General features: G+C 69.9%; 24 protein-coding genes. 8 read left to right on the top strand and 16 right to left on the bottom strand.

Annotated elements, in window-relative coordinates; translation table 11 throughout:
- Window positions 1-41: 41 nt before the first annotated feature.
- The 14 genes from MMF98_RS08055 to MMF98_RS07990 all read right to left on the bottom strand — a co-directional run bounded on the left by MMF98_RS08055 (window position 42) and on the right by MMF98_RS07990 (window position 12,798).
- Window positions 42-839: a MetQ/NlpA family ABC transporter substrate-binding protein gene (locus tag MMF98_RS08055; protein ID WP_243305760.1), complete on the bottom strand. Its 798-nt coding sequence runs from the start codon at window positions 837-839 to the stop codon at window positions 42-44.
- Between the two features lie 128 nt (window positions 840-967).
- The gene (locus MMF98_RS08050) at window positions 968-1,645 is read right to left on the bottom strand and encodes a methionine ABC transporter permease (RefSeq protein ID WP_243305759.1); all 678 of its coding nucleotides are present in this window, start codon (window positions 1,643-1,645) and stop codon (window positions 968-970) included.
- A complete protein-coding gene (locus tag MMF98_RS08045; protein ID WP_243305758.1) occupies window positions 1,638-2,678 on the bottom strand; it encodes a methionine ABC transporter ATP-binding protein in 1,041 nt (346 codons plus the stop codon). Before MMF98_RS08045 ends, MMF98_RS08050 begins: the two co-directional genes overlap by 8 nt.
- A gap of 240 nt (window positions 2,679-2,918) precedes the next feature.
- A complete protein-coding gene (locus MMF98_RS08040; protein WP_243305757.1) occupies window positions 2,919-4,217 on the bottom strand; it encodes an O-acetylhomoserine aminocarboxypropyltransferase/cysteine synthase family protein in 1,299 nt (432 codons plus the stop codon).
- Between the two features lie 96 nt (window positions 4,218-4,313).
- The gene (locus MMF98_RS08035; protein ID WP_243305756.1) at window positions 4,314-4,529 is read right to left on the bottom strand and encodes a TOBE domain-containing protein; all 216 of its coding nucleotides are present in this window, start codon (window positions 4,527-4,529) and stop codon (window positions 4,314-4,316) included.
- Window positions 4,530-4,623: 94 nt separating this feature from the next.
- Window positions 4,624-5,451: an ATP-binding cassette domain-containing protein gene (locus tag MMF98_RS08030; protein WP_243305755.1), complete on the bottom strand. Its 828-nt coding sequence runs from the start codon at window positions 5,449-5,451 to the stop codon at window positions 4,624-4,626.
- A gap of 14 nt (window positions 5,452-5,465) precedes the next feature.
- On the bottom strand, window positions 5,466-6,362 hold the full coding sequence (ssuC, locus tag MMF98_RS08025; RefSeq protein WP_243305754.1) for an aliphatic sulfonate ABC transporter permease SsuC: 897 nt from the start codon (window positions 6,360-6,362) through the stop codon (window positions 5,466-5,468).
- Window positions 6,359-6,733: a VOC family protein gene (locus MMF98_RS08020; RefSeq protein WP_243305753.1), complete on the bottom strand. Its 375-nt coding sequence runs from the start codon at window positions 6,731-6,733 to the stop codon at window positions 6,359-6,361. The genes ssuC and MMF98_RS08020 overlap by 4 nt, the downstream gene beginning before the upstream one ends.
- A gap of 17 nt (window positions 6,734-6,750) precedes the next feature.
- The gene (ssuD, locus tag MMF98_RS08015; protein ID WP_243305752.1) at window positions 6,751-7,917 is read right to left on the bottom strand and encodes an FMNH2-dependent alkanesulfonate monooxygenase; all 1,167 of its coding nucleotides are present in this window, start codon (window positions 7,915-7,917) and stop codon (window positions 6,751-6,753) included.
- Window positions 7,918-7,926: 9 nt separating this feature from the next.
- Complete coding sequence (locus MMF98_RS08010) at window positions 7,927-8,961, bottom strand: aliphatic sulfonate ABC transporter substrate-binding protein (protein WP_243305751.1); 1,035 nt, start codon at window positions 8,959-8,961, stop codon at window positions 7,927-7,929.
- Window positions 8,962-8,992: 31 nt separating this feature from the next.
- Window positions 8,993-9,961, bottom strand: coding sequence for a sulfonate ABC transporter substrate-binding protein (locus MMF98_RS08005; protein ID WP_243305750.1), 969 nt, complete (start codon window positions 9,959-9,961; stop codon window positions 8,993-8,995).
- 32 nt (window positions 9,962-9,993) lie between these two features.
- A complete protein-coding gene (locus MMF98_RS08000) occupies window positions 9,994-11,022 on the bottom strand; it encodes a sulfonate ABC transporter substrate-binding protein (RefSeq protein WP_243305749.1) in 1,029 nt (342 codons plus the stop codon).
- A gap of 123 nt (window positions 11,023-11,145) precedes the next feature.
- The gene (ssuE, locus tag MMF98_RS07995; RefSeq protein ID WP_243305748.1) at window positions 11,146-11,730 is read right to left on the bottom strand and encodes an NADPH-dependent FMN reductase; all 585 of its coding nucleotides are present in this window, start codon (window positions 11,728-11,730) and stop codon (window positions 11,146-11,148) included.
- 33 nt (window positions 11,731-11,763) lie between these two features.
- Window positions 11,764-12,798, bottom strand: a complete 1,035-nt coding sequence (locus MMF98_RS07990) for a sulfate ABC transporter substrate-binding protein (protein WP_243305747.1) — start codon at window positions 12,796-12,798, stop codon at window positions 11,764-11,766.
- Window positions 12,799-12,925: 127 nt separating this feature from the next.
- On the opposite strand from MMF98_RS07990, the gene MMF98_RS07985 reads away from it, so the two are divergent.
- Window positions 12,926-13,198, top strand: a complete 273-nt coding sequence (locus tag MMF98_RS07985) for an oxidative damage protection protein (RefSeq protein WP_243305746.1) — start codon at window positions 12,926-12,928, stop codon at window positions 13,196-13,198.
- 16 nt (window positions 13,199-13,214) lie between these two features.
- The gene (gene mnmC / locus MMF98_RS07980; protein ID WP_243305745.1) at window positions 13,215-15,122 is read left to right on the top strand and encodes a bifunctional tRNA (5-methylaminomethyl-2-thiouridine)(34)-methyltransferase MnmC2/FAD-dependent 5-carboxymethylaminomethyl-2-thiouridine(34) oxidoreductase MnmC1; all 1,908 of its coding nucleotides are present in this window, start codon (window positions 13,215-13,217) and stop codon (window positions 15,120-15,122) included.
- A gap of 55 nt (window positions 15,123-15,177) precedes the next feature.
- Here mnmC and MMF98_RS07975 read toward each other — a convergent pair whose 3' ends face one another.
- Complete coding sequence (locus tag MMF98_RS07975) at window positions 15,178-15,930, bottom strand: response regulator (RefSeq protein WP_243305744.1); 753 nt, start codon at window positions 15,928-15,930, stop codon at window positions 15,178-15,180.
- A gap of 129 nt (window positions 15,931-16,059) precedes the next feature.
- Entirely contained in the window at window positions 16,060-17,256 is a 1,197-nt protein-coding gene (locus tag MMF98_RS07970; RefSeq protein ID WP_243305743.1) for an ABC transporter substrate-binding protein, read from the bottom strand.
- 192 nt (window positions 17,257-17,448) lie between these two features.
- Here MMF98_RS07970 and MMF98_RS07965 point away from each other — a divergent pair, with 192 nt between their 5' ends.
- Genes MMF98_RS07965 through MMF98_RS07940 form a run of 6 tightly spaced genes read left to right on the top strand, consistent with a single transcriptional unit; the run spans window position 17,449 to window position 23,558 of the window.
- Window positions 17,449-18,240 (top strand): sulfite exporter TauE/SafE family protein, encoded by a 792-nt coding sequence (locus tag MMF98_RS07965; protein WP_243305742.1) that lies wholly within the window; start codon window positions 17,449-17,451, stop codon window positions 18,238-18,240.
- Between the two features lie 24 nt (window positions 18,241-18,264).
- Window positions 18,265-20,097 (top strand): nitrite/sulfite reductase, encoded by a 1,833-nt coding sequence (locus MMF98_RS07960; protein WP_243305741.1) that lies wholly within the window; start codon window positions 18,265-18,267, stop codon window positions 20,095-20,097.
- Window positions 20,098-20,104: 7 nt separating this feature from the next.
- On the top strand, window positions 20,105-20,491 hold the full coding sequence (locus tag MMF98_RS07955; protein WP_243305740.1) for a DUF934 domain-containing protein: 387 nt from the start codon (window positions 20,105-20,107) through the stop codon (window positions 20,489-20,491).
- A complete protein-coding gene (locus MMF98_RS07950) occupies window positions 20,491-21,258 on the top strand; it encodes a phosphoadenylyl-sulfate reductase (protein ID WP_243305739.1) in 768 nt (255 codons plus the stop codon). The genes MMF98_RS07955 and MMF98_RS07950 overlap by 1 nt, the downstream gene beginning before the upstream one ends.
- On the top strand, window positions 21,255-22,187 hold the full coding sequence (gene cysD, locus MMF98_RS07945) for a sulfate adenylyltransferase subunit CysD (protein WP_243305738.1): 933 nt from the start codon (window positions 21,255-21,257) through the stop codon (window positions 22,185-22,187). Before MMF98_RS07950 ends, cysD begins: the two co-directional genes overlap by 4 nt.
- A gap of 42 nt (window positions 22,188-22,229) precedes the next feature.
- The gene (locus tag MMF98_RS07940; protein WP_243305737.1) at window positions 22,230-23,558 is read left to right on the top strand and encodes a sulfate adenylyltransferase subunit 1; all 1,329 of its coding nucleotides are present in this window, start codon (window positions 22,230-22,232) and stop codon (window positions 23,556-23,558) included.
- Window positions 23,559-23,581 lie beyond the last annotated feature (23 nt).

Raw genomic sequence — 23,581 nt, 5'->3', positions numbered from 1 at the left:
GCGTTCGTGCTGGGCATCGCCCCGGAAACGGGTCGCCGCGCTCAGAACCCCGCGATCACCGAGCCCTTGAACTCGGTCTGGATGAAGCGGCGCACCTCGTCCGAGTGATAGGCCTTCACGAGCCTGGCGACCCAGGGCTTGTTCTGGTCCTGCTCGCGCACGGCCAGCAGGTTGACGTAGGGGCTCTTGGCGTTCTCCTGCGCGATGGCGTCCTTGCCCGGGTTCAGGCCGGCCGACAGCGCGTAGTTGGTGTTGATGGCCGAGGCGTCGAGGTCGTCGAGCGTGCGCGGCAGCTGGGCCGCGTCCACCTCCACGAAGCGGATCTTCTTCGGGTTCTCGGTCACGTCCAGCGGCGTGGCCTTGAGGCCGGCGTCGGCCTTGAGCTTGATCAGGCCCTTGTCCTGGAACACCAGCAGCACGCGGCCGCCGTTGGTCGGGTCGTTCGGGATGCCGACGCGCGCGCCCTCCTTCAGCTCGGCCAGGCTCCTGACCTTCTTCGAGTAGATGCCGATCGGGAAGTTGACGGTGTAGCCCACCGGCACGATCTTGTAGCCGCGGTCCTTGACCTGGGCGTCGAGGTAGGGCTTGTGCTGGTAGCTGTTGGCGTCCAGGTCGCCGGCGGCCAGCGCGGCGTTGGGCTGCACGTAGTCGCTGAACTCGACGATCTGGATCTTCAGGCCGTCCTTCTCGGCGATCTTCTTCACCTGCTCGAAGATCTGCGCGTGCGGGCCGGCCGTCACGCCGATCTTCAGCGGCGCGTCCTGGGCCAGCAGGTCGGCCGAGAAGCTGGCGGCCAGCGCCAGGGCCAGGGCGGTGTGCAGCAGGGTACGTTTGTTCATGAGGTTTCCTTTTGGGATGAAAAAAGACCGGATGGGTCGTTGAAAAAATGGTTTTTGAATGAAATCGCGCCAAGGTCCAGGTGGCGCGGTCGTTGTTTGCTATCAATTCGATAGCATCCGCGATGCGCCTAGCGATGGCTCAGGCGCCGCACGGCCCGGTCGCCCAGGCTCTGCACGGCCTGCACGAACAGGATCAGCACCAGCACCACGGCCGCCATCACCTCGGGCAGGAAGCGCTGGTAGCCGTAGCGGATGCCGAGATCGCCCAGGCCGCCGCCGCCGATGGCGCCGGCCATCGCCGAGTAGCCGGTGAGGCTCACCAGGGTGATGGTCAGCGCCGCCACGATGCCGGGCAGCGCCTCGGGCAGCAGCACCTTGAAGACGATCTGCCGCGTGCTCGCGCCCATGGCCAGCGCCGCCTCCACCAGGCCGTGGTCCACCTCGCGCAGCGCGGTCTCCACCAGGCGCGCCACGAACGGCGCGGCCGCCAGCGTCAGCGGCACCACGGCGGCGGCCGTGCCGATGGACGAGCCGGTGAGCAGCCGCGTGAGCGGGATGACGGCCACCAGCAGGATGATGAAGGGCGTGGAGCGCACGGCATTGACGAGGCCGCCCACCAGGCGGTTGAGCGCGGGGCTACGCAGCACGCCGCCGGCGCCGCTGAGGTGCAGGAACACGCCCAGCGGAATGCCGATGGCGCTGCCCGCCAGGCCCGACAGGCCGACCATGACCAGGGTTTCCCACAGCGAGGTGGCGAACAGCGCCAGCAGCGGCCCGCTGAAGGTGGCGAGGAGGCTCTCAGGCATAGGCCACCTCCTGCACCTGCACGCCGGCGCCGCGCAGGTGCGACACCGCCTGGCGCAGCGGCTCGTGCGCGCCGCGCGCGAACACCGCGAGCGAGCCGAACGGCCGGCCCTGGATCTCGTCGACCTGGCCGTGCACGATGGACAGGTCGATGCCGAAGCGGCGGATCACGTCCGACAGCAGCGGCCGGTCGGCGCCCTCGCCCGCGAACGCCAGCCGCAGCAGCCGCGCGCTGCCCTCGTGCGGCTGCGCCATCAGCGCGCGGATGCGCGCCAACACCGACTCCGGCAGCGCCTGCGGCGCGATGTCGTCGATCAGGCTGCGCGTGGTGGCGTGCTGCGGCTGCGTGAACACCTGCAGCACCGGCCCCTGCTCCACGATGCGCCCGGCGTCGATCACGGCCACGCGCTCGGCCACCTGCTTGATCACCTGCATCTGGTGCGTGATGAGCACGATGGTCAGGCCGAACTCGCGGTTGATCTGCTGCAGCAGGGCCAGGATGGAGCGCGTGGTCTCCGGGTCCAGCGCCGAGGTGGCCTCGTCCGACAGCAGCACCCGGGGCCGGCTGGCCAGCGCGCGGGCGATGCCCACGCGCTGCTTCTGCCCGCCGCTGATCTGCGCCGGGTAGCGCCCGCGCAGGCCGGACAGGCCCACCAGCTCCAGCAGCGGCCCGACGCGGGCGCGGATCTCGCCCGCCGGCAGGCCCGCCAGCTCCAGCGGCAGCGCCACGTTGCCGTACACCGTGCGCGAGGACAGCAGGTTGAAGTGCTGGAACACCATACCGATGGCCTTGCGCGCCTCGCGCAGCGCCGCGCCCGAGAGCTGCGTGAGTTCGCGTCCGTCCACCACCACCCGCCCCGCGGCGGGGCGGTTCAGCAGGTTGATGGTGCGCACCAGCGAGCTCTTGCCCGCGCCGGAGCGGCCGATGACGCCGAAGACCGAGCCGGCCGGCACATGAAGGTCAATGCCGCGCAGGGCCTCGACGGGACCACTCGGTCCGGGATAGGTCTGGAAAATGCCGCTGAGTTCGATCATGGAAGGGCACCCTGCGTTGGCGCCTGGGTCTGGTTGAACAGGCCTTCCATGCTAGGCAGAGCGCCTCGTTCGGCCAACGAATGAATGCGTCCTAGCAAGGTACGAAATCAGATAAGCGATCCGCCAAAAAAAAGCCAGCCGCTGGACAGCGGCTGGCTCTCGGCTCAACCCACCCGGCACTACCCTGCCGGGGCGGGACGCAGGATCAGATCAGGCGCGGCTCGCGCCGATTTCTGGGCCTCAGACGGCGGCCAATGCCTGCTCGAGATCGGCGCGCAGGTCGTCGATGTGCTCGATGCCCACCGACAGGCGCACCATGCCTTCGCTCACGCCGGCCTTGGCCAGCTCGCCGGCGTCGAGCTGGCGGTGCGTGGTCGAGGCCGGGTGCGTGGCCAGCGACTTCGCATCGCCGATGTTCACCAGCCGCGTGAACAGCTGCAGCGCGTCGAGGAAGCGCGCGCCAGCCGCGCGCGGGTCGGCGCCCGCCGCGCTCCTGAGGCTGAACGACAGGATGCCCGAGGCCCTGCCGCCCATCTGGCGCCGCACCAGCGCGTGGTCCGGGTGGTCGGGCAGGCCCGCGTAGCGCACCCACTCCACCTTCGGATGCTGCTGCAGGAACTCGGCCAGCGCCTGGCTGCTGGCGCAGATGCGGTCCATGCGCAGCGGCAGGGTCTCGATGCCTTGCAGCGTCAGCCAGGCGTTGAACGGCGACAACGCCGCGCCCATGTTGCGCAGCGGCACGACCCGCGCGCGGCCGATGTAGGCGGCAGCGCCCAGGGCTTCGGTGTAGACCACGCCGTGGTAGCTCACGTCGGGCTCGTTCAGGCGCGGGAAGCGCGCCTTGTGCTCGGCCCATGGGAACTTGCCGCTGTCCACGATCACGCCGCCGATGCTGTTGCCATGGCCGTTCATGTACTTGGTGAGCGCGTGCACCACGATGTCGGCGCCATGCTCGATCGGGCGGCACAGGTAGGGGCTGGGCACGGTGTTGTCCACGATCAGCGGCACGCCATGCTGGTGCGCCACCTGGGCCAGCGCGGCGATGTCGGTCACGTTGCCCAGCGGGTTGCCGACCGATTCGCAGAACACGGCCTTGGTGCGCGCATCGATCAGCGCAGCGAAGCCGGCCGGGTCGCGCGGGTCGGCAAAGCGCACCTCGATGCCCTGCTGCGGAAAGGTGTGCGCGAACAGGTTGTAGGTGCCGCCATACAGCGTGCTGGCCGAAACGATGTTGTCGCCCGCCTCGGCGATGGTCTGGATGGCAGCGGTGATGGCCGCCATGCCCGAGGCCAGCGCCAGCGCTGCGATGCCGCCTTCGAGCGCCGCGACGCGCTGTTCCAGCACGTCGGTGGTCGGGTTCATGATGCGGGTGTAGATGTTGCCCGGCACCTTGAGGTCGAACAGGTCGGCGCCATGCTGCGCGCTGTCGAAGGCATAGGCCACCGTCTGGTACAGCGGCACGGCCACGGCCTTGGTGGTGGGGTCGGGCGAGTAGCCGGCGTGCACTGAGCGGGTTTCAAACTTCCATTGATCGGACATGTCGATAGGTTTCAGGTTGAGGGAAAAACAATGAATGAAGAAAGGAGGAGGGCCATGGCGCAGCGCGCCACGACGGCCCTCGCTATCGTAGCGCCCTCACAGCTTGGCGATCGACACCTCGGTCGATTTGACGAGCGCCACCACCTCCGAGCCCGGCGCCAGGGCGAGCTCGTCCACCGAGCGCGTGGTGATGACGGAGGTGACGATGCCCCAGGGCGTCTCGACGTCGACTTCGGACACGACGTCGCCCCGGATGATTTCCTTGACCTTGCCGCGGAACTGGTTGCGGACATTGATGGCTTGAATGGACATGGTGAAGATACTCCTGGTTGAAATTCGGGTTTACTACTGAATTGATAGCAAAAAATGACCCCACGGCGCGGACCTCCGCCGGTTTTCATTCATTTCAGACGGCCCAGCGCAGGCCATGGGCCGGTGGCGCGGGCCATGAGGGATCGGCCGGCGGTTCGCGCCCGGGCTGCTGCAGCACGCGGTCGAGGATGCGTTTCTCGATCGCGGCGAAGGCGGCGTCGCCCTGCGAGCGCGGGCGCGCCAGGGCGATGGTTTCGTCCAGCGCGATCCGCCCGTCCTCGATCAGGATCACGCGATCGGCCAGCGCCACGGCCTCCTGCACGTCGTGCGTGACCAGCAGCGCGGTGAAGCCGTGGCGCTGCCACAGGCCCTCGATCAGGCGGTGCATCTCGATGCGCGTGAGCGCGTCGAGCGCGCCCAGCGGCTCGTCGAGCAGCAGCAGGCGCGGGTGGTGCACCAGCGCGCGGGCCAGGGCCACGCGCTGGCGCTGGCCGCCCGAGAGCCGGGCCGGCCAGTCGGCCTGGCGGTCGGCCAGGCCGACCTGCGCCAGCACGTCCGCGGCGGCCGCGCGCCGCCCGGGCGGCAGGCCCAGCGTCACGTTGTCGATCACGCGGCGCCAGGGCAGCAGGCGCGAGTCCTGGAACATGATGCGCGTGTCCTCGCGCAGGCCGTCCGCGGCCTGGCCGTCGATGCGCAGGCTGCCGCCCGTGGCCGGCTCGAGCCCGGCCACCAGGCGCAGCAGCGTGCTCTTGCCGCAGCCGCTGCGGCCCACGATGGCGACGAACTGGCCGGGCTCGATGGCGATCTGCGCCTGGCGTAGCACCTCGCGCGCGCCGTAGCGCTTGGTCAGGCCCTGGATCTCGATGCGCACGCCGCCCGCGGCGGCTGGCTGGGAAGCGGTGAGTGAAGTGGTGAGTGTCATGGCGGTTCCTCGTTTCAGGTGCCAACGGCCTGGTAGCCCGGGTGCCAGCGCAGCCACCAGCGCTCCAGCCCGCGGGCGAACATGTCGGCCAGCTTGCCGAGCAGCGCGTAGAGCAGGATGCCCACCAGCACCACGTCGGTCTGCAGGAATTCGCGCGCGTTCATCGTGAGGTAGCCGATGCCCGATTGCGCCGAGATGGTCTCGGCCACGATCAGGATCACCCACATCAGCCCGAGCGAGAAGCGCAGGCCCACCAGGATGGACGACAGCGCGCCGGGCAGGATGACCTGGCGGTAGAGCTGCCAGCGCGAGAGCCCGTAGGTGCGCCCCATCTCGATCAGCCCCGGGTCCACGTTGCGGATGCCGTGGAAGGTGTTGAGGTAGATCGGGAAGAACACCGACACCGCGATCAGGAACAGCTTGGCCGACTCGTCGATGCCGAACCACAGGATCACCAGCGGGATCAGCGCCAGCGCCGGGATGTTGCGCACCATCTGGATGCTCGAATCGAGCAGCGTCTCGAAGAAGCGCAGCGAGCCCGTGAGCAGCCCCAGCAGCAGGCCCAGCCCGCCGCCCACGGCCAGCCCAGCCAGCGCGCGGCCGGCGCTCACCTTCACGTGCGTCCACAGCTCGCCCGACAGCGCCAGCGCCCAGGCCGCCTTGAGCACCTCCGCCGGCGCCGGCAGCACCCGCGTGGACAGCCAGCCCAGCGACGAGGCCGCCTGCCACAGCGCCACCAGGCCCACGGGCAGCAGCCAGGGCAGCAGGCGCAGCGCCACGGCCTGCCCGAACGCGGCCAGCGCGGCCCACGGGAACGGCCAGGCGGCCTTCAGGGGCAGGAAGCCGAAGCCCGGCGCCTCCACCACGTCGGGCAGGGGCGTCACCTGGATCTCACGCAGCGGCTGGGTCATACGGTACTCACCTGGAAAGGGTCGGGTTCAAGGAATTCAAGCTGGTTGCCGGCCGGGTCGCGCACGTAGAAGCGCAGGTAGCCCGGCAGCGGCCGGCTCTCTTCGAGGGCCAGTTGCGCGGCCAGCAGCCGGCTGCGCAGCTGCGGCAGGTCCTGCACCTCGAAGGCCAGGTGCGAGACGGCCGGCGGCGGACGCCAGTTCTCGGTCGGGATCAGGTCGACGCGCTGGCGGCCGGCGACGAAGCGCAGCGTGCCGGCGGCCGGCTGGCGCAGCTCGGTCAGGCCGACCAGCGTGCCGTAGAAGCGGCGCACCTCGGCCTCTTCGCCCGCGGGAAACGCCAGTTGCACATGGCTGATGGCATGGATGCTCATGAGTTGCTTCCTTTCGCTCAGCTTTGCGAGACCCGCGACGGCGCGTACTGGTGCGCCACCACCTCGCCGAACGGCCCGCTCAGGGCCTGGCCCGGCAGCGTCTCGCGCAGCCGGCGCGGCAGCCGCGGAAACACCAGCTCGGCGAAGCGGTAGGCCTCCTCCAGGTGCGGGTAGCCCGACAGCACGAAGGTGTCGAGCCCGAGCTCGGCGTATTCCTCGATGCGCGCCGCCACCGTCTTCGGGTCGCCCACCAGCGCCGTGCCCGCGCCGCCGCGCACCAGGCCCACGCCGGCCCACAGGTTGGGGCTGATCTCCAGGTCGGCCCGGGTTCTCTTCTTGCCGCCGGCGTGCAGCGCGGCCATGCGGCGCTGGCCTTCCGAGTCCATGCGCGAGAACGCGGCCTGGGCGCGGATCACGGTGTCGTCGTCGAGCCGGCTGATCAGGCTGTCGGCGGCCTGCCAGGCCTGCTCCTCGGTTTCGCGCACGATCACGTGCAGCCGGATGCCGAAGCGCACGCTACGACCGTGGCGTGCGGCGCGTGCGCGCACGTCGGCCACTTTCTTCGCCACCTCGGCGGGCGGCTCGCCCCAGGTCAGGTAGGCATCGACCTGCTCGGCCGCGAGCTCGTGCGCCGCGGGCGACGAGCCGCCGAAATACACCGGCGGATGCGGCGCCTGCACCGGCGGAAACAGCAGCTTCGCGCCCTTGACGCTCAGGTGCTGCCCCTCGTAGTCGAACGGCCGCCCCGCATGGCTGCGCGTGAGGATCTCGCGCCAGATGCGGATGAACTCGGCCGACTGCTCGTAGCGTTGCGCGTGGTCGAGGTAGACGCCGTCGCCTTCGAGCTCGGTCTGGTCGCCGCCGGTCACGAGGTTGATCAGCAGCCGCCCGCCCGACAGGCGGTCGAAGGTGGCGGCCATGCGCGCCGCCAGGCTGGGCTGGTGCAGCCCGGGGCGCACCGCCACCAGGAACTTCAGGCGCCGCGTCACCGGCAGCAGGCTCGAGGCGATCACCCAGGGGTCTTCGCACGAACGGCCGGTGGGAATCAGCACGCCCTCGTAGCCCAGGCTGTCGGCGGCCACGGCCACCTGCTTGAGGTAGTCGAGGTTGACTTCGCGGGCGCCCTCGGCGGTGCCGAGATAGCGGCTGTCGCCGTGGGTGGGAATGAACCAGAACACTTGCATGAGCACTCCTTAGTTGCTGCGTGCGGCCTGCGCCAGGCGCACGCCGTCGGGGCGCCAGACGATCTGCGCCACCGCGACGGGTTTGGGAATCAGGCCGAGCCGCAGGAAGGCGTCGGCCACGCGCTGCTGGTCAGCCACGGTCTGCGCGCTCAGGGGCCCGACCGGCGACTTCGGGCGGCGCTGCAGAAAAAGGCTGACCACGCCGGCGTCCAGGCCGCTGAAATCGGCGATCAGCTTGATCGCCTCCTTGCGGTTCTCCTGCACCAGGCGGTCGGCCCGCGTCAGCTCCTCGAACAGCACGGCAAGGGTCTGCGCGTGCCGCGTCGCGAACGGGCGCGAGGCCAGGTAGAACGAGTTGTTGCCCGACAGCTCGCGCCCGGTGGCCAGCGCGCGCGGCGCGATCGCGAGTTCGGTGGCGGTGTAGAACGGGTCCCAGATGGCCCAGGCGTCGACGCTGCCGCGCTCGAAGGCGGCGCGTGCATCGGCCGGCGCGAGGTAGACCGGCTGGATGTCGCTCCACTGCAGCCCGGCCTTCTCCACCGCGCGCACCAGCAGGTAGTGCGCGCTCGAGCCCTTCTGCAGCGCCACCTTGCGGCCCTTGAGGTCGGCCAGCGTGCGCAGCGGCGAGTCCTTCAGCGTCAGGATGGCCGAACTGTCGGGCTTGGGCGGCTCCGCGCCGACGTAGACCAGGTCCTTGCCAGCGGCCTGCGCGAACACCGGCGGCGAATCGCCAGTCAGCCCGAACTCCAGGCTGCCGACGGCCAGGGCCTCCAGCAGCTGCGGGCCGGCCGGAAACTCGATCCACGACACCCGGGTCTGGGGCAGCCGCTTCTCCAGCCAGCCCGACTGCTTGGCCACCACCAGGTTGACGGCCGATTTCTGGTAGCCGATGCGCAACTGCTCCGGCGGCTTCTCGCCGGCCAGCGCCGGCTGCGCCAGCGCGATGGGCGCCGACAGGCTCCAGGACGCGGCGGTCAGGGCCAGCACCTGCAGCAGGCGGCGGCGCACGGGCGTGTGGATCGGCAAGGGATGTCCTGCGTTCATGAAAAGCTCCTTGGGGAAATGGACCGGCGCGTCAGGCGAGGCCAGCCGGCGCGGCGTCCAGCACGTTGATCCTTCGGGGAATCAGCCGCAGCTCGAAGAAGACGTCGGCAATGCGCTGCTGCTCGGCCAGGATGGCCCGCGTGACCGGGCCCGTGCCGTAGGCCGAGCGCCCCACCGACAGCTCCACGATGGGCCGGGGAATGCCGAACAGCGGCGCCAGCTCGGCGGCCAAGTCGCCGCGGTGGGCCGCGGCCCAGTTGTCGATGCGGTCGATCTCCTCGATGACGATGGCCAGCACGTCGGGATGGCGCGCCGCGTAGTCGAGCGAGGAGAAGTAGTAGGCGCGGTTGTTCACCACGCCGCGGCCGTCGGCCAGGATGCGCGCGTCCAGCGTCTTCTCGGCCGCCGCGAGGAACGGGTCCCAGATCACCCAGGCATCGACCGCGCCTTTCTCGAAGGCGGCGCGCGCATCGGCCGGCGGCAGCCAGACCGGGTTGACCTCGCTGTAGGCCACATGGGCCTTCTCCAGCAGCTGCACCAGCAGGTAGTGCACGTTGCTGCCCTTGTTGAGCGCGATCTTGCGGCCCTTGAGGTCGGCCACGCTGCGCAGCGGCGAGCCGCGCGGCACCAGCACGGCCTCGGCCGAGGGGCGCGGCACGGTGGCCGCCACATAGGCCAGCGAGGCGCCGGCCGCCTGGGCGAAGATGGGCGGGGCCTCGCCCACGTCGCCGAAGTCGATCGAGCCGACGTTGAGCGCTTCGAGCTGCACCGGCCCGGCCGTGAACTCGGTCCACTTGAGCGAGACGCCGAGCGGCGCGAGGCGCTTTTCGAGCGTGCCGCGGCCCTTGAGCAGGCTCAGGAAGCCCTTCTGGTGGCCGATGCGGAGTTGGCGCTGGGGCGCCTGGGCGTGCACGGCCACGGCCGGCAGGGTGGCCGCGGCCAGGCCCGACAGGCCGCCGAGCAGCAGGTCGCGGCGCTTGCGAAACAGGGAGGTATTCATGAGGATTGGTCCTGAAAAAAAGAGGTACGCGCTCAGCGCGGGTCGGTCCAGGCGGCTTCGCGCACGGCGATGGCCTTGGGGATCAGGCGGAGGTCGAAGAAGGTGTCGGCGATCTGCTGCTGGTCGGCGATCACGCCAGCGGACACGGGCTGCACGTTGAACTCGTAGCGGCGCAGGCTCAGCTCGACCACGTCCACCGGTAGCCCCTGCAGCGGCGCGATCAGCTCGGCCGCCTGGCGCAGGTTCTTCTTGAGCCAGATGCCCTGCTCTACCGAGTCGTCGAACAGCGCCTGGATCACCCACGGGTGGCGGCCCACGAAGCGGCGCTCGCCCAGGTAGTACTGGTAGTTGTTGACCACGCCGCGGCCGTCGGCCAGCACGCGCGCGCCGATGGCCTTCTCGGCCGCGGCGGCGAACGGGTCCCAGATCACCCAGGCGTCCACGCTGCGGCTCTCGAAGGCGGCGCGCGCATCGGCCGGCGCGAGGTAGACGGGCTGGATGTCGCCGAGCTTCAGGCCGTGCTTCTCGAGCAGGCGCACCAGCAGGTAGTGCACGTTGCTGCCCTTGTTGAGCGCCACCTTGCGGCCCTTGAGCTCGGCCACCGAGCGGATCGCCGAATCCCTGGGCACCAGCAGGGCCTCGGCCTGCGGCGCGGCCGGGTCGTGGCCGATGTAGACGAACTTCGCGCCCGCGGCCTGCGCGAAGATCGGCGGCGCCTCGCCCACGTAGCCAACGTCGATCGCGCCGACGTTCAGCCCTTCGAGCAGCTGCGGGCCGGCCGGGAACTCGACCCACTTCACGCCCACGCCCAGCGGCGCCAGGCGCTTTTCCAGCGAGCCCTGCGCCTTCTGCAGCACGAACAGGCTGGCTGCTTTCTGGTAGCCGATGCGCAACTCGGCCGCCGGCTGGCCCTGGGCGCGCGCCACCGGCAGCAGCAGGAAGCTGGCGATCAAGGCCAGCGCGGCCAGCACCAGTGCACCAAGCGCGAGCCTGCGCAGGGCTTGCCACCAGCGGGCAGACGGCACGGCGGTTTCGATGCTGTCGGAAGTGATCTGGGTCATGGGGTCATCCTTGTCGGGGTTCGCGGGCAACGGCTTTCCTGGCCGCCCGCGAAAGCGGTGGTTCAACAATCTCAATTGGGGGAAACCGGGGGGCCGGCCCGCGGCGCGGACCGGCGAGGCGCGTCAGACGCTACATCGCACCCGGGAGAACGGCACGGGCTCGAAGCCGGCCGCGGGCGGCATTCGCAGGCCCTCGCTGAACAGCGTGGCCACCGCCTCGTCGAGCCGCGCGGCCAGCTCCGGGCTGAGCTGGTGGGCGCCCTCGGGCGTGAGCGTCACCTGCACGTCGGTGGCGTAGACGCCGGGCAGGATGTGGCGCGCCGACAGCGACTGCAGCACGGGCCGCAGCGCGTAGTCGAGCGCCAGCATGTGGTGGGGGCTGCCGCCGGTGGCCAGCGGCAGCACGGTCTTGCCTTTCAGCGCGGTCTGCGGCAGCAGGTCCAGGAACACCTTGAGCACGCCGCTGTAGGCTGCCTTGTAGACCGGCGTGGCCACCACGATGGCGCGCGCCCGCGCCACCTGCTCCACGGCCTGCTGGATGGTGCGGTGCGCCGTGTCGGCCAGCAGCAGCGCCTGGGGCGAGAGGTCGCGGATCAGCAGCCGCTCGACCTGGGCGCCGCGCCGCCCCAGCCGCTGGCTGACCGAATCGAGCAGCGCGGCCGAGCGCGAGCGCTCGGAGGGGCTGCCGGCAAGAAGCAGAACTGTCATGCGGATTCCAGTGCGATGCTCATCCTGCCCGGACTACTTGCGGGTGTAGATCTGGTCGAAGCTCGCGCCGTCGGCGAAATGCTCCTTGTCCGCCTTGGCCCAGCCGCCGAACGCCTGATCGATCGTCACCAGCGTGAGCTTGGGGAACTGGCCCGCGTATTTGGCCTTCGCCTTGTCGGCGGTCGGGCGGTAGTAGTTGCGCCCGGCGATGTCTTGGCCTTCATCGGAGTACAGGTACTTGAGGTATTCCTCGGCCACGGCGCGCGTGCCCTTCTTGTCCACCACTTTGTCCACCACGGCCACCGTGGGCTCGGCCAGGATGGACAGCGAGGGCACGACGATCTCGAACTTGTCGGCGCCGAACTCCTTGATCGACAGGAAGGCCTCGTTCTCCCAGGCCAGCAGCACGTCGCCCACGCCGCGCTGCACGAAGGTCACGGTGGCGCCGCGCGCGCCGGTGTCGAGCACCGGCACGTTGGCGAACAGCTTCGCGATGTAGTCCTTGGCCTTTGCGGCATCCCTGTTCTGGCCGCCGTACTTGCGCAAAGCGAACTCCCAGGCCGCAAGGTAGTTCCAGCGCGCGCCGCCCGAGGTCTTGGGGTTGGGCGTGATCACCTGCACGCCGGGCTTGACCAGGTCGTCCCAGTCCTTGATGCCCTTGGGGTTGCCCTTCTTCACCAGGAACACGATGGTCGAGGTGTAGGGCGCCGAGTTGTGCGGCAGCTTCTTCTGCCAGCCGGCCGACAGCAGGTTGCCGTGGCTCACCAGCGCGTCCACGTCGCCGGCCAGCGCCAGGGTCACCACGTCCGCGTCGATGCCGTCGATCACCGAGCGCGCCTGCTTGCCCGAGCCGCCATGCGACTGCTTAATGCTCACGTCCTGGCCGGTCTTGCCCTTCCAGTACTTGGCGAAGGCCGCGTTGTAGTCCACATAGAGCTCGCGCGTCGGGTCGTAGGAGACGTTGAGCAGGTTGACCTGCTGCGCCAGCGCCGGCACTGCCGGCAGGGCCAAGGCGCCCGCCAGGGCGGCGGCCAGGGGAAACTTGATAAAGTGGCGGCGTGTGCTCATGAATCTCTCTCTGTATGGGTTGAAAATCAACAGGGTTTGATTCTGGAAGCCCCTTCTCAAAACTGGAACCAATAAGATTTCAGTTTCTAATACCGAAAACATCTTAAAAATCTCCAAGAGGCGTCATATGGCTCGCATGATTCATTGCATCAAGCTCGGCAAAGAGGCCGAAGGGCTCGATTTCCCGCCCTACCCCGGCGAACTCGGCAAGCGCATCTGGGAAAACGTCAGCAAGGAAGCCTGGGCCGCCTGGATCAAGCAGCAGACCATGCTGGTCAACGAGAACCGGCTGAACCTGGCCGACCAGCGCGCCCGCGAGTACCTGAAGCGCCAGATGGAAAAGCATTTCTTCGGCGAAGGCGCCGACGTTGCGCAGGGCTACGTCCCGCCCAGCGCCTGACCACCCTGCGACACACATGGCCGAAGCCGTCGAATGGCTGGCCGACGGCTGGCCGCGCAGCCCCCGCTTCGACGACATCTACCGCAGCGAGGCCGGCGCCCTGGCGCAGGCCCGGCAGGTCTTCCTGCACGGTTGCGGCCTGCCGCAGGCCTGGGCCGGCCAGGCCCAGTGGCGCGTGCTGGAAACCGGCTTCGGCCTGGGCATGAACTTCCTGGCCACCTGGCTGGCCTGGAAAACCGATCCCGAGCGCCCGCGCCTGCTGCACTTCGTCTCGGTCGAGGCCTTCCCCGTGGGCGCGGCCGACCTGCTGCGCAGTGCCGCCGCCCATCCCGAGCTGCAACCGCTGGCCGAGGCCCTGGCCCGCCAGTGGCAGGGCCTGCTGCCGGGCTTTCACCGGCTGGCCTTCGAGGACGGGCGCGTGCTGCTCACGCTGTGCATCGGCGAGGTGCAGCCCATGCTGCGCGAACTCGCGTTCGAGACCGATGCGGTGTTCCTCGATGGCTTCAGCCCGCAGCGCAATCCGGCCATGTGGGAGGTGCACACGCTCAAGGCGGTGGCCCGCCTGTGCCGCCGCGGCACACGCATGGCCACCTGGACCGTGGCGCGCGCCGTGCGCGACGGGCTCGAGCAATGCGGCTTCGCGGTGGCCAAGGCGCCGGGCCTGCCGCCCAAGCGCGACAGCCTGAGCGGCGAATTCAACCCGCGCTGGGAGCCGCGCCGGCCCCGCACGCCCGAGCCGGCGCCGATGGCGGCCGCGCGCTGCGCGGTGGTCGGCGGCGGCATCGCGGGCGCGGCGGTGGCCGCCAGCCTGGCGCGCCGCGGCTGGCAGGTGCAGGTGCTCGACGCCGCCGCCCGGCCCGCGGCCGGCGCCTCGGGCCTGCCCGCCGGACTGCTGGCGCCGCATGTCTCGCCCGACGACAGCCTGCTGTCGCGCCTGACGCGCGCCGGCGTGCGCGCCACCCGGCAGCAGATGCAGGCCCTGCTGCAGGCCGGCTTCGACTGGGACGCCAGCGGCGTGCTTGAACACCGCGTGGACGGCTCGCCGGGCCTGCCCCCGGCCTGGCGCACGCCGGACCTGGCGGCCGCGGCGCGCGACTGGACACAGGACGCCACGCCCGGCCAGCGCCAGCAGGCCGGCCTGCCCGCCGCCGACGACAGCGATGACGGCACCGCCCCAGCCCTGTGGCACGGCAGCGCCGGCTGGCTGCAGCCCGCGCGCCTGGTCGAAGCCTGGCTGGCGCAGCCCGGCATCCGCTGGCAGGGCAAGGCCTGCGTGGCGCAGCTCGAGCACGACGGCGAAGGCTGGCAGCTGCACGATGCGCAGGGCGGGCTGCTGGCCCGCGCCGACCTGGTAGTACTGGCCGCCGGGCCCGCCAGCCGCACGCTCGCGGCGCTGCGGCCCGGCCTGCCGGCGCTGCCGCTGCAGGCCATTCGCGGCCAGGTGTCCTGGGCGCCGCACCAGCCCGGCGACCGTGAGGCCCTGCCGCCCTTCCCCGTCAACGGCCATGGCAGCCTGATCCCGGCGCTGCCCCTGGCCACCGGCCCGGTCTGGCTGACGGGCGCCAGCTTCGAGCGCGACAGCGCCGACCTGCAGCCCCGCGCGGCCGACCACCTGGCGAATCTCGAGCGCCTGCAGGCCCTGCTGCCGCAGGCCGCGCACCAGTTGGCCGCCGCCTTCAAAGAGGGCCGGGTGCAGGCCTGGACAGGCGTGCGCTGCGCCTCGCCCGACCGGCTGCCCCTGGTCGGCCCGCTGGACCCGGCGCATCAGCCCGGCCTGTGGGTCTGCACGGCCATGGGCTCGCGCGGGCTCACCCTGGCCGCGCTGTGCGCCGAGCTGCTGGCGGCCCGGCTGCACGGCGAACCCGCGGCCCTGGAACGCCAGTTGGCCCAGGCCCTGGCCGCCGGGCGCTGGATCAGGCCTTGAAGCCAAAAATTTGAATCAAATCGGCCCGATGTCCAGGCGCAGCGGTCATTTCCTGCTATATGTTTTGTAGCAACTGCTGCAGCTTGCCCGGGTGCATGGGCTTGCCGAGGCAGGCCTGCGCGTCGGCCAGCCAGGCGCGCACCTGGTTCACGACGGAGCGCTGCGCCCCGGTCACGATGATGCGCGGGCGCACCGCCTGCAGCGACGGAATCTGCTTGAGCAGTTGCCAGCCCGGCATGTCGGGCTGGCCGAGGTCCAGCACCACGAGGTCGTAGGCCCGCCGCTTGAGCAGCTCCTGCGCCTCGGCGCCGCTGGCCGCTTCGTCGGCCTGCAGCAGCCCGACGGAGGCGAGCTTGGTCCGCAGGTACAGCCGGCTCTCGCCCTGGGGATCGACGATCAGCACGCGCTTGGTCGCCGCCGGCGGGGCCGGCGCCGCGGGGCTTGCAGGGGCCGCGAAGTCGAGATCGAGGTCCAGATCGAGCGCCGGCGGCGGCAGGTACAGCTCGTCCATCGCCTGCACCACCACCGGCCACTGCAGCGGCCGCTCGAAGGTGCGCCAGGCCTGGGCCGGCGCCACCGCGCCGACCCAGATCAGCTTCATGTCGGGGTCGGCCTGCGGGGATTCGAGTTCGAGCCGGGCCTCGTAGCTCTGGCCGTCGATCAGGGCCAGCCGGGCCGCTTCGGGCGCGCCGGGCTGCCACAGCGCATAGGCCACATCGCGTGGCTCGGACAGCCTGAAGACCGTGTTGAGCGCATGCCGCTCGACATCGGTGAACCCCACCACCTTGACGAAGACGCGTTGTCCCATATGAGCCGCTTTGTTCTTGGGAATAAGCGGCAAATTATCGGGGCAAGCCGGCCCGGGCCGGCCGGCCGTCCAGCAATGGGCTGGGATGACCGCAGTTTTACAACAGTCGGCGCGGGCGGACCGCGGCGCCTACTTCATGGCCTCGGCCGGGCGGCGCGCCTTCACGTAGGCATCGCCGGGCAGGTAGTCCTTGCCGTCGGCGTAGCGCCACTGCACCATCGTGCCCTTGCCGCCGCGCACGTCGAGCTTGCCGACGTAGGCGCCCATGGTGGACTGCTGGTCGATGGCGCGGAACTCGGCCGGGCCGAACGGCGTGGGGAATTTCAGGCCGCGCATGGCCGCCACCAGCTTCTCGTTGTCGGTGCTGCCGGCCTTCCTGATGGCCGCGAAGATGGCCTGCATGGTGGCGTAGCCCACCACCGAGCCGACCTTGGGGTTCTCGTTGAACTTCTTGTAGTAGCCGGCCGCGAACGAGGCGTGCGCGGGCGTGTCGATCTGGTCCCAGGGGTAGCCGGTGACGATCCAGTTCTTCGGCGTCTCGTCCTTCAGCACCTCGAGGTACTCGGGCTCGCCCGACAGCATGGACACCACCGGCACCTTGGGGAACACCCCGCGCTGGTTGCCTTCGCGCACCAGCTTGGCGAGGTCGGCCGCGAAGGTCACATTGAAGATCGCATCGGGCCTGGTGTTCATGATGGCCGTCAGCGTGGTGCCGGCCTCGATCTTGCCGTTGGCCGGCCATTGCTCGCCCACGAACTCCACATCGGGCCGCTTGGCCTTGAGCAGCTCCTTGAAGCTGGCCACGGCGCTCTGGCCGTACTCGTAGTTGGGCGCGATGGTGGCCCAGCGGCGGGCGGGCAGCTTGGCGGCCTCTTCCACCAGCATGGCGGCCTGCATGTAGGTGCTCGGGCGCAGGCGGAAGGTGTAGCGGTTGCCCTTGTCCCAGACGATGGCGTCGGTCAGCGGCTCGCTGGCCACGAACAGGCGCTTGTTCTTGGCCGCGTGGTCGACCAGCGCCAGGCCCACGTTGGAGAGGAAGCCACCGGCCAGCACGTCGACCTTTTCCTTGGCCGTGAGCTCGACCGCGTGGCGCAGCGCCTCCTCGGGCTTGCCCGCGTCGTCGCGCGCGATCACTTCGACCTTGCGGCCCAGCAGGCCGCCAGCGGCATTGACCTCGTCCACCGCGAGCTGCCAGCCCTGCCGGTAGGGCTGGGTGAACTGCGGAATGGCGGAATAGCTGTTGATCTCGCCGATCCGGATCGGCACGCCCTGCGCCCCCGCCACACCCGCGGCCAGGGCCAGACATCCAACGACTGCACTTTTCATAAAAACTCCAAAGCTGCGCCAATGTAGCAGCGGATCGATGGACGCATCGGCCCAGGGGCCGGGCCGCCTTATCCGGCAGGCGCCCGGAAACGCCCTGAAACCCGCATGAATTCTGGTGAATATGCTTATCCGCATAAGGCGCTAACAAATAAATAGTTTGTTTTTATAAGTCGCACTTCTAAAGTCGCGCCCATGCATGACTTCGCGTTCATCTTCGCCGGCTTCTTCGTCGGCTTCGTCGTCGGCCTGACCGGCGTCGGCGGCGGCTCGCTCATGACGCCGCTGCTGATTTTCATGTTCGGCGTCAAGCCCTACCTGGCCATCGGCACCGACCTGCTGTTCGCCGCCTTCACCAAATTCGGCGGCTCGATCAGCCTGGCCCGCGCCCGCGCCATCGACTGGCCGGTGGTGCTGCGCACGGCCTCGGGCAGCGTGCCGGCCGCGCTGGCCACCCTCTATGTGCTGCACCGCATCGGGCCGGCCGGCGCCGCCGTGCAGCAGGTGATGACCACCACGCTCGGCGTCGCCCTGCTGCTGACCGCCGTGGCCACGCTCTACAAGGCGATTGCCGGCAAGTCGGCGCCGCGCGAGATCGAGCCGGCCGCCCTGGCACGGGCCGCCCAGCCCCGCCACTGGGCGCTGCCGGTGCTGTTCGGCGCGGTGATCGGGGTGCTGGTCACGCTCACCTCGGTCGGTGCCGGCGCCATCGGCGTGCTGGTGCTGATGCTGCTGTACCCGGCGCTGCCGCTGCCGCGCATCGTGGCCGCCGACATCGCCCACGCCGTGCCGCTGACGCTGGTGGCGGGCCTGGGCCACGCCTCCATCGGCTCGGTCGACTGGCCGCTGCTGGTCAAGCTGCTGGCGGGCTCGCTGCCCGGCATCTGGCTCGGCTCGCGCCTGGTGCTCAAGGCGCCCGACCGCGTGATCCGCTCCCTGCTGTCCGCGCTGCTGGCCTATGCCGGCGTCAAGCTGATGGCGATCTGATTCAAAGAAGAAGAGTCTCCCGCGATGTACCAATACACTTCCTTCGACAAGCAATTCATCCAGCTGCGCGCCGCGCAGTACCGCGACCAGCTCGAACGCAATCTGGCCGGCACCCTCGGCGATGCCGAATTCCGCCCGCTGCGCCTGCAGAACGGCTGGTACGTGCAGCGCTACGCGCCCATGCTGCGCGTAGCCGTGCCCTACGGCGAGCTGTCCAGCGAGCAACTGCGCGTGCTGGCCCGGGTGGCCCGCGAGTACGACCAGCCCGATGCCGCCCTGCTGGCCGACGCCCAGGCCACGCAGGACAAGCTGGGCCCGATCCCGCTGCGCAATGGCAAGCAGATCGGCTCGCGGCTCAAGCACGGCTACGGCCACTTCACCACCCGCACCAACGTGCAGTTCAACTGGATTCCACTGAACCGCAGCGCCGACGTGATGGAGCTGCTGGCCAGCGTCAACATGCACGGCATCCAGACCAGCGGCAACGTGATCCGCAACATCACCAGCGACGAGCTGGCCGGCATCGCGGTGGACGAGATCGCCGACCCGCGCCCGTTCTGCGAGATCCTGCGCCAGTGGAGCACGCTGCACCCCGAGTTCGCGTTCCTGCCGCGCAAGTTCAAGATCGCCGTGAACGGCGCGCGCGAGGACCGCACCGCGATCGGCTGGTACGACGTGGGCCTGCAGCTGCTGCGCGACGCGCAGGGCGAGCTGGGCTTCAAGGTGCTGGTCGGCGGCGGCATGGGCCGCACGCCGGTGATCGGCAGCGTGGTGCGCGAGTTCCTGCCCTGGCACCAGCTCATGAACTACCTGGAGGCCGTGATCCGCGTCTACAACCGCTACGGCCGGCGCGACAACGCCTGGAAGGCGCGCATCAAGATCCTCGTCAAGGCCGAGGGCCAGCGCTACATCGACCAGGTGGAAGAGGAATACCGGCAGATCGTCGAGGTGGACGGCGCGCCGCACACCATCACCCAGGCCGAGTACGACCGCGTGGCCGCCTCGTTCGTGCCGCCCAAGCTCGACTGCAACCGCTCGGACGCCGAGACCAAGATCGCCCACATCCTGCGCGCCGCCGCCGAGGACGACATCGAGTTCGGCCGCTGGCTGCAGCAGAACGTGGCGCCGCACAAGAACCCCGACCTGCGCGCCGTCACCCTGTCGTTCAAGCGCCTGGGCCAGGCGCCCGGCGACGCCACGGCCGACCAGCTCGACATCGCCGCCGACCTGGCCGACCAGTTCAGCGCCGGCGAAGCCCGCGTCACGCACGAGCAGAACCTGCTGCTGCCCTGGGTCCGCTGCGACCAGTTGCCCGAGCTCTGGAAGGCCGCGCGCAAGGCCGGCCTGGCACGCCCCAACATCGGCCTGCTGACCGACCTGATCGCGTGCCCCGGCGGCGACTTCTGCTCGCTCGCGAACGCGCGCTCCATTCCGGTGGCCGAGGCCATCACCGAGCGCTACCAGGACCTGGACGAGCTGCACGACCTGGGCGAGATCGACCTGCACATCAGCGGCTGCATCAACTCCTGCGGCCACCACCACAGCGGCCACATCGGCATCCTGGGCGTGGACAAGGACGGCCAGGAGTGGTACCAGGTCACGCTCGGCGGCGCCGACGGCTCGGCCCTGTCCGGCCCGGCCACGCCCGGCAAGGTGGTCGGCCCCTCGTTCAGCGCGGCCGAAGTGCCGGAGGTGATCGAGGCCGTGCTCGGCACCTATCGCGACCAGCGCCAGCTGGTGGACGGCCCCGGCGGCCCGAAGCACGAGACCTTCATCGCCACGCTGCGCCGCGTCGGCATCGAACCCTTCAAGGCGGCCGCCAATGCGGCGCGCTTCAGCCAGAAACAAGCAGCCTGAGACCCCCATGAGCCTGACACTGATCTCCCAGGAACAACACGCCGCCGCCGCACCGGCGGGCAGCGTTCTCCCGCTGGCCAACGACGCCGACCTGCAGGCCCTGGTGCTCGACGGCGTGGCGCGCATCGACCTCGATTTCCCGAAATTCACCGACGGCCGGGCCTTCAGCCAGGCGCTGCTGCTGCGCCGGCGCCTGCGCTTCGCGGGCGAGATCCGGGCCGTGGGCGACGTCCTGGTCGACCAGCTCGTGCAGATGCAGCGCAGCGGCTTCAGCAGCGCGGTGCTGCGCGCCGACCAGGATGCCACCCACGCCCAGCGCCTGCTCGACCACTACAAGGCCTTCTACCAGGGCGATGTGATCGATCCGCAGCCGCATTTCCTGAAAGCCGCCTGATGGGAGCCGTCGACCTGCACGCACGCGCCTCGGCCGGCTTCGAGGCCAAGCTCGAGGAAACCTCGCGCCTGCTGATCCGCGCCGCGGCCGAGTTCACGCCCGTGACCCAGGCCTCCAGCCTGGGCGCCGAGGATGTGGTCATCACCCACCTGATCAACCGCCTGGAGCTCGGCATCCCGGTGTTCGTGCTCGACACTGGCATGCTGCACCCGCAAACGCTGGAACTGCTGCGGCAGACCCAGGCCACCTCGAAAACGCCGGTCACGGTCTACCACCCGGTGAACGAGTCGGTGGTGCAGTTCGTGGCGCGCGAGGGCCAGGAAGCGATGTACCGCAGCGTCGAGCTGCGCAAGGCCTGCTGCCACATCCGCAAGGTCGAGCCGCTGGAGCGCGCCCTGCGCGGCCAGCGCGCCTGGATCACGGGCCTGCGCCGCGAGCAGTCGAACGCGCGCGCCGAGGTGCCGCTGATCGACACGAGCGACGAAGCGCAAACCGGCCGGGCCAAGCTCAACCCGCTGGCCAACTGGACCTGGGGCGACGTCTGGCACTACATCCAGCAGAACCAGGTGGCCTACAACCCGCTGCACGACGAGTTCTATCCCAGCATCGGCTGCGCGCCCTGCACGCGCGCCATCGCGCTCGGCGAGGACTTCCGCGCCGGCCGCTGGTGGTGGGAAGACGAAGCCGCCAAGGAATGCGGCCTGCATGTCAAGGGCGACAGCTCGCCCCTCGCAACGAATCTACCCAAGGAAGGGGTGGCCGCATGAACGCGCGCACCGAACCCGAACTGCTGCACCACCTGAGCAATGCCCACCTCGACGCGCTCGAGGAGGAAACCATCTTCATCCTGCGCGAAGTGGCCGCCGCGTTCGAGCGCCCGGCCCTGCTGTTCTCGGGCGGCAAGGATTCGCTGGTGATGCTGCGCTGCGCCGAGAAGGCCTTTGGCGCGGGCCGCCTGCCCTACCCGCTGCTGATGATCGACACCGGCCACAACTTCCCCGAGGTCACCGACTTCCGCGACCAGCGCGCCCGGGAGCTCGGCGCCGAGCTGATCGTGCGCAGCGTCGAGGACTCGATGAAGCGCGGCACCGTGCGGCTGGCGCATCCGGGCGAGTCGCGCAACGTGCACCAGTCGGTCACGCTGCTCGAAGCCATCGACGAGTTCCGCTTCGATGCGCTGATCGGCGGCGCCCGCCGCGACGAGGAAAAGGCCCGCGCCAAGGAGCGCATCTTCTCGCACCGCGACAGCTTCGGCCAATGGCAGCCCAAGGCCCAGCGCCCCGAGCTGTGGACCCTGTTCAACACGCGCCTGGCGCCCGGCGAGCATTTCCGCGTGTTCCCGATCTCCAACTGGACCGAGCTCGACGTCTGGCAGTACATCGAGCGCGAGCGCATCGCCCTGCCCTCGATCTACTACACGCATCCGCGCGAAGTGGTGGAGCGCCGCGGCCTGCTGGTGCCCGTCACCGAGCTCACGCCGCCGCGCGATGGCGAAACCGTGGTCACGCGCGACGTGCGCTTTCGCACCGTGGGCGACATCACCTGCACCTGCCCGGTGGAAAGCCTGGCCGCCACGGCCGGCGACATCGTGATCGAGACGCTGGCCGCCGACGTCAGCGAGCGCGGCGCCACGCGCATGGACGACAAGACCTCCGACGCTTCCATGGAGAAGCGCAAAAAGGATGGGTATTTCTAGGCACACGCATCGGGCCGCGCCCTTGATTGAGAAGTGACAACCATGACGATTGCTACAGAAAAAATAGCAGAAAACAACCAGCTGGTGCGGACCTCCGGCCAAAATGACTATCAATCGGCGCTGCGCTTCATCACCTGCGGCTCGGTTGACGACGGCAAGAGCACGCTGATCGGCCGCCTGCTGGTGGACAGCAAGGCCGTGCTGCAGGACCACCTGGCCGGCGTGCAGCGCCAGGGCGAGACCGACCTCGCGCTGCTGACCGACGGCCTGTCGGCCGAGCGCGAGCAGGGCATCACGATCGACGTGGCCTACCGCTACTTCGCCACCGAATCGCGCAAGTTCATCATCGGCGATGCGCCGGGCCACGAGCAGTACACCCGCAACATGGTGACCGCCGCCTCCAGCGCCGACGCCGCCGTGGTGCTGGTGGACGCGACCAAGCTCGACTGGCGCAACCCCGCGCTGGAGCTGCTGCCGCAGACCCGCCGCCATTCGCTGCTGGCCCACCTGCTGCGCGTGCCCTCCATCGTGTTCGCCATCAACAAGCTCGACGCGGTGGACGAGCCCAGCACCGCCTTCGCCCACATCAGCGCCGCGCTGAACGCCTTCGCGCAGGCCGCGCAGATCCCGGTGCGCGCCATCGTGCCGGTTTCGGCGCTCAAGGGCCACAACGTGGTCGAGGCCCGGCCCGGCTGGTGCGGTTACGAAGGCCCGAGCCTGCTGGAGCTGCTGGAGCAGTTGCCCGCGACGCCGGCCGAGACCGCCCTGCCGCTCAGCTTTCCCGTGCAATGGGTCGAGAAGTTCTCGTCCTCCGCCGACACCTCACAGGGCCGCCGCGTGTTCTGGGGCCGCGTGGCCACCGGCGCCGTGCAGCCCGGCCAGACCGTGCGGGTGCTGCCCGGCGGCCAGAGCGCCGTGGTGGCGCAGGTGCTGGACCATGCGCGCACCCCCAGGGCCATCGCCGCCGGCCACAGCGCGGGCCTGGTGCTGGACCGCGAGGTAGACGTGTCGCGCGGCGACTGGCTGCTCGCGCACGGCGGCGATGCGCCGGCCCTCGAAGCGCGGCGCGAGCTGAGCGCCACCATCGCCTGGCTCGATGAAGAGCCTCTGGTCGCCGGCCGCGCCTACTGGGCGCTGCACGGCCACCGCTGGGTCAAGGCCAAGGTCCGCCGCATCGTGCACAGGCTCAACATCAACACGCTGGCCGAGGAGGAAGCCACCGAGCTCGCCCCCAACGCCATCGGGCATGTGGAGCTCACGCTGCAGGAGCCGGTGGCGGCCCTGCCCTACGCGCAGTCGCGCGCGCTCGGCTCGCTGATTCTGGTGGACACCGCCACGCACAAGACCTCAGGCGCGGTGCTGATTCAGTAGCCCGGCCCGCCGGCCGCGATAAA

Origin of the sequence: Variovorax terrae (assembly GCF_022809125.1) — a bacterium.
Classification (GTDB): Bacteria; Pseudomonadota; Gammaproteobacteria; order Burkholderiales; family Burkholderiaceae_C; genus Variovorax_A; species Variovorax_A terrae.
This window is presented reverse-complemented; position numbering and strand designations above follow the sequence as displayed.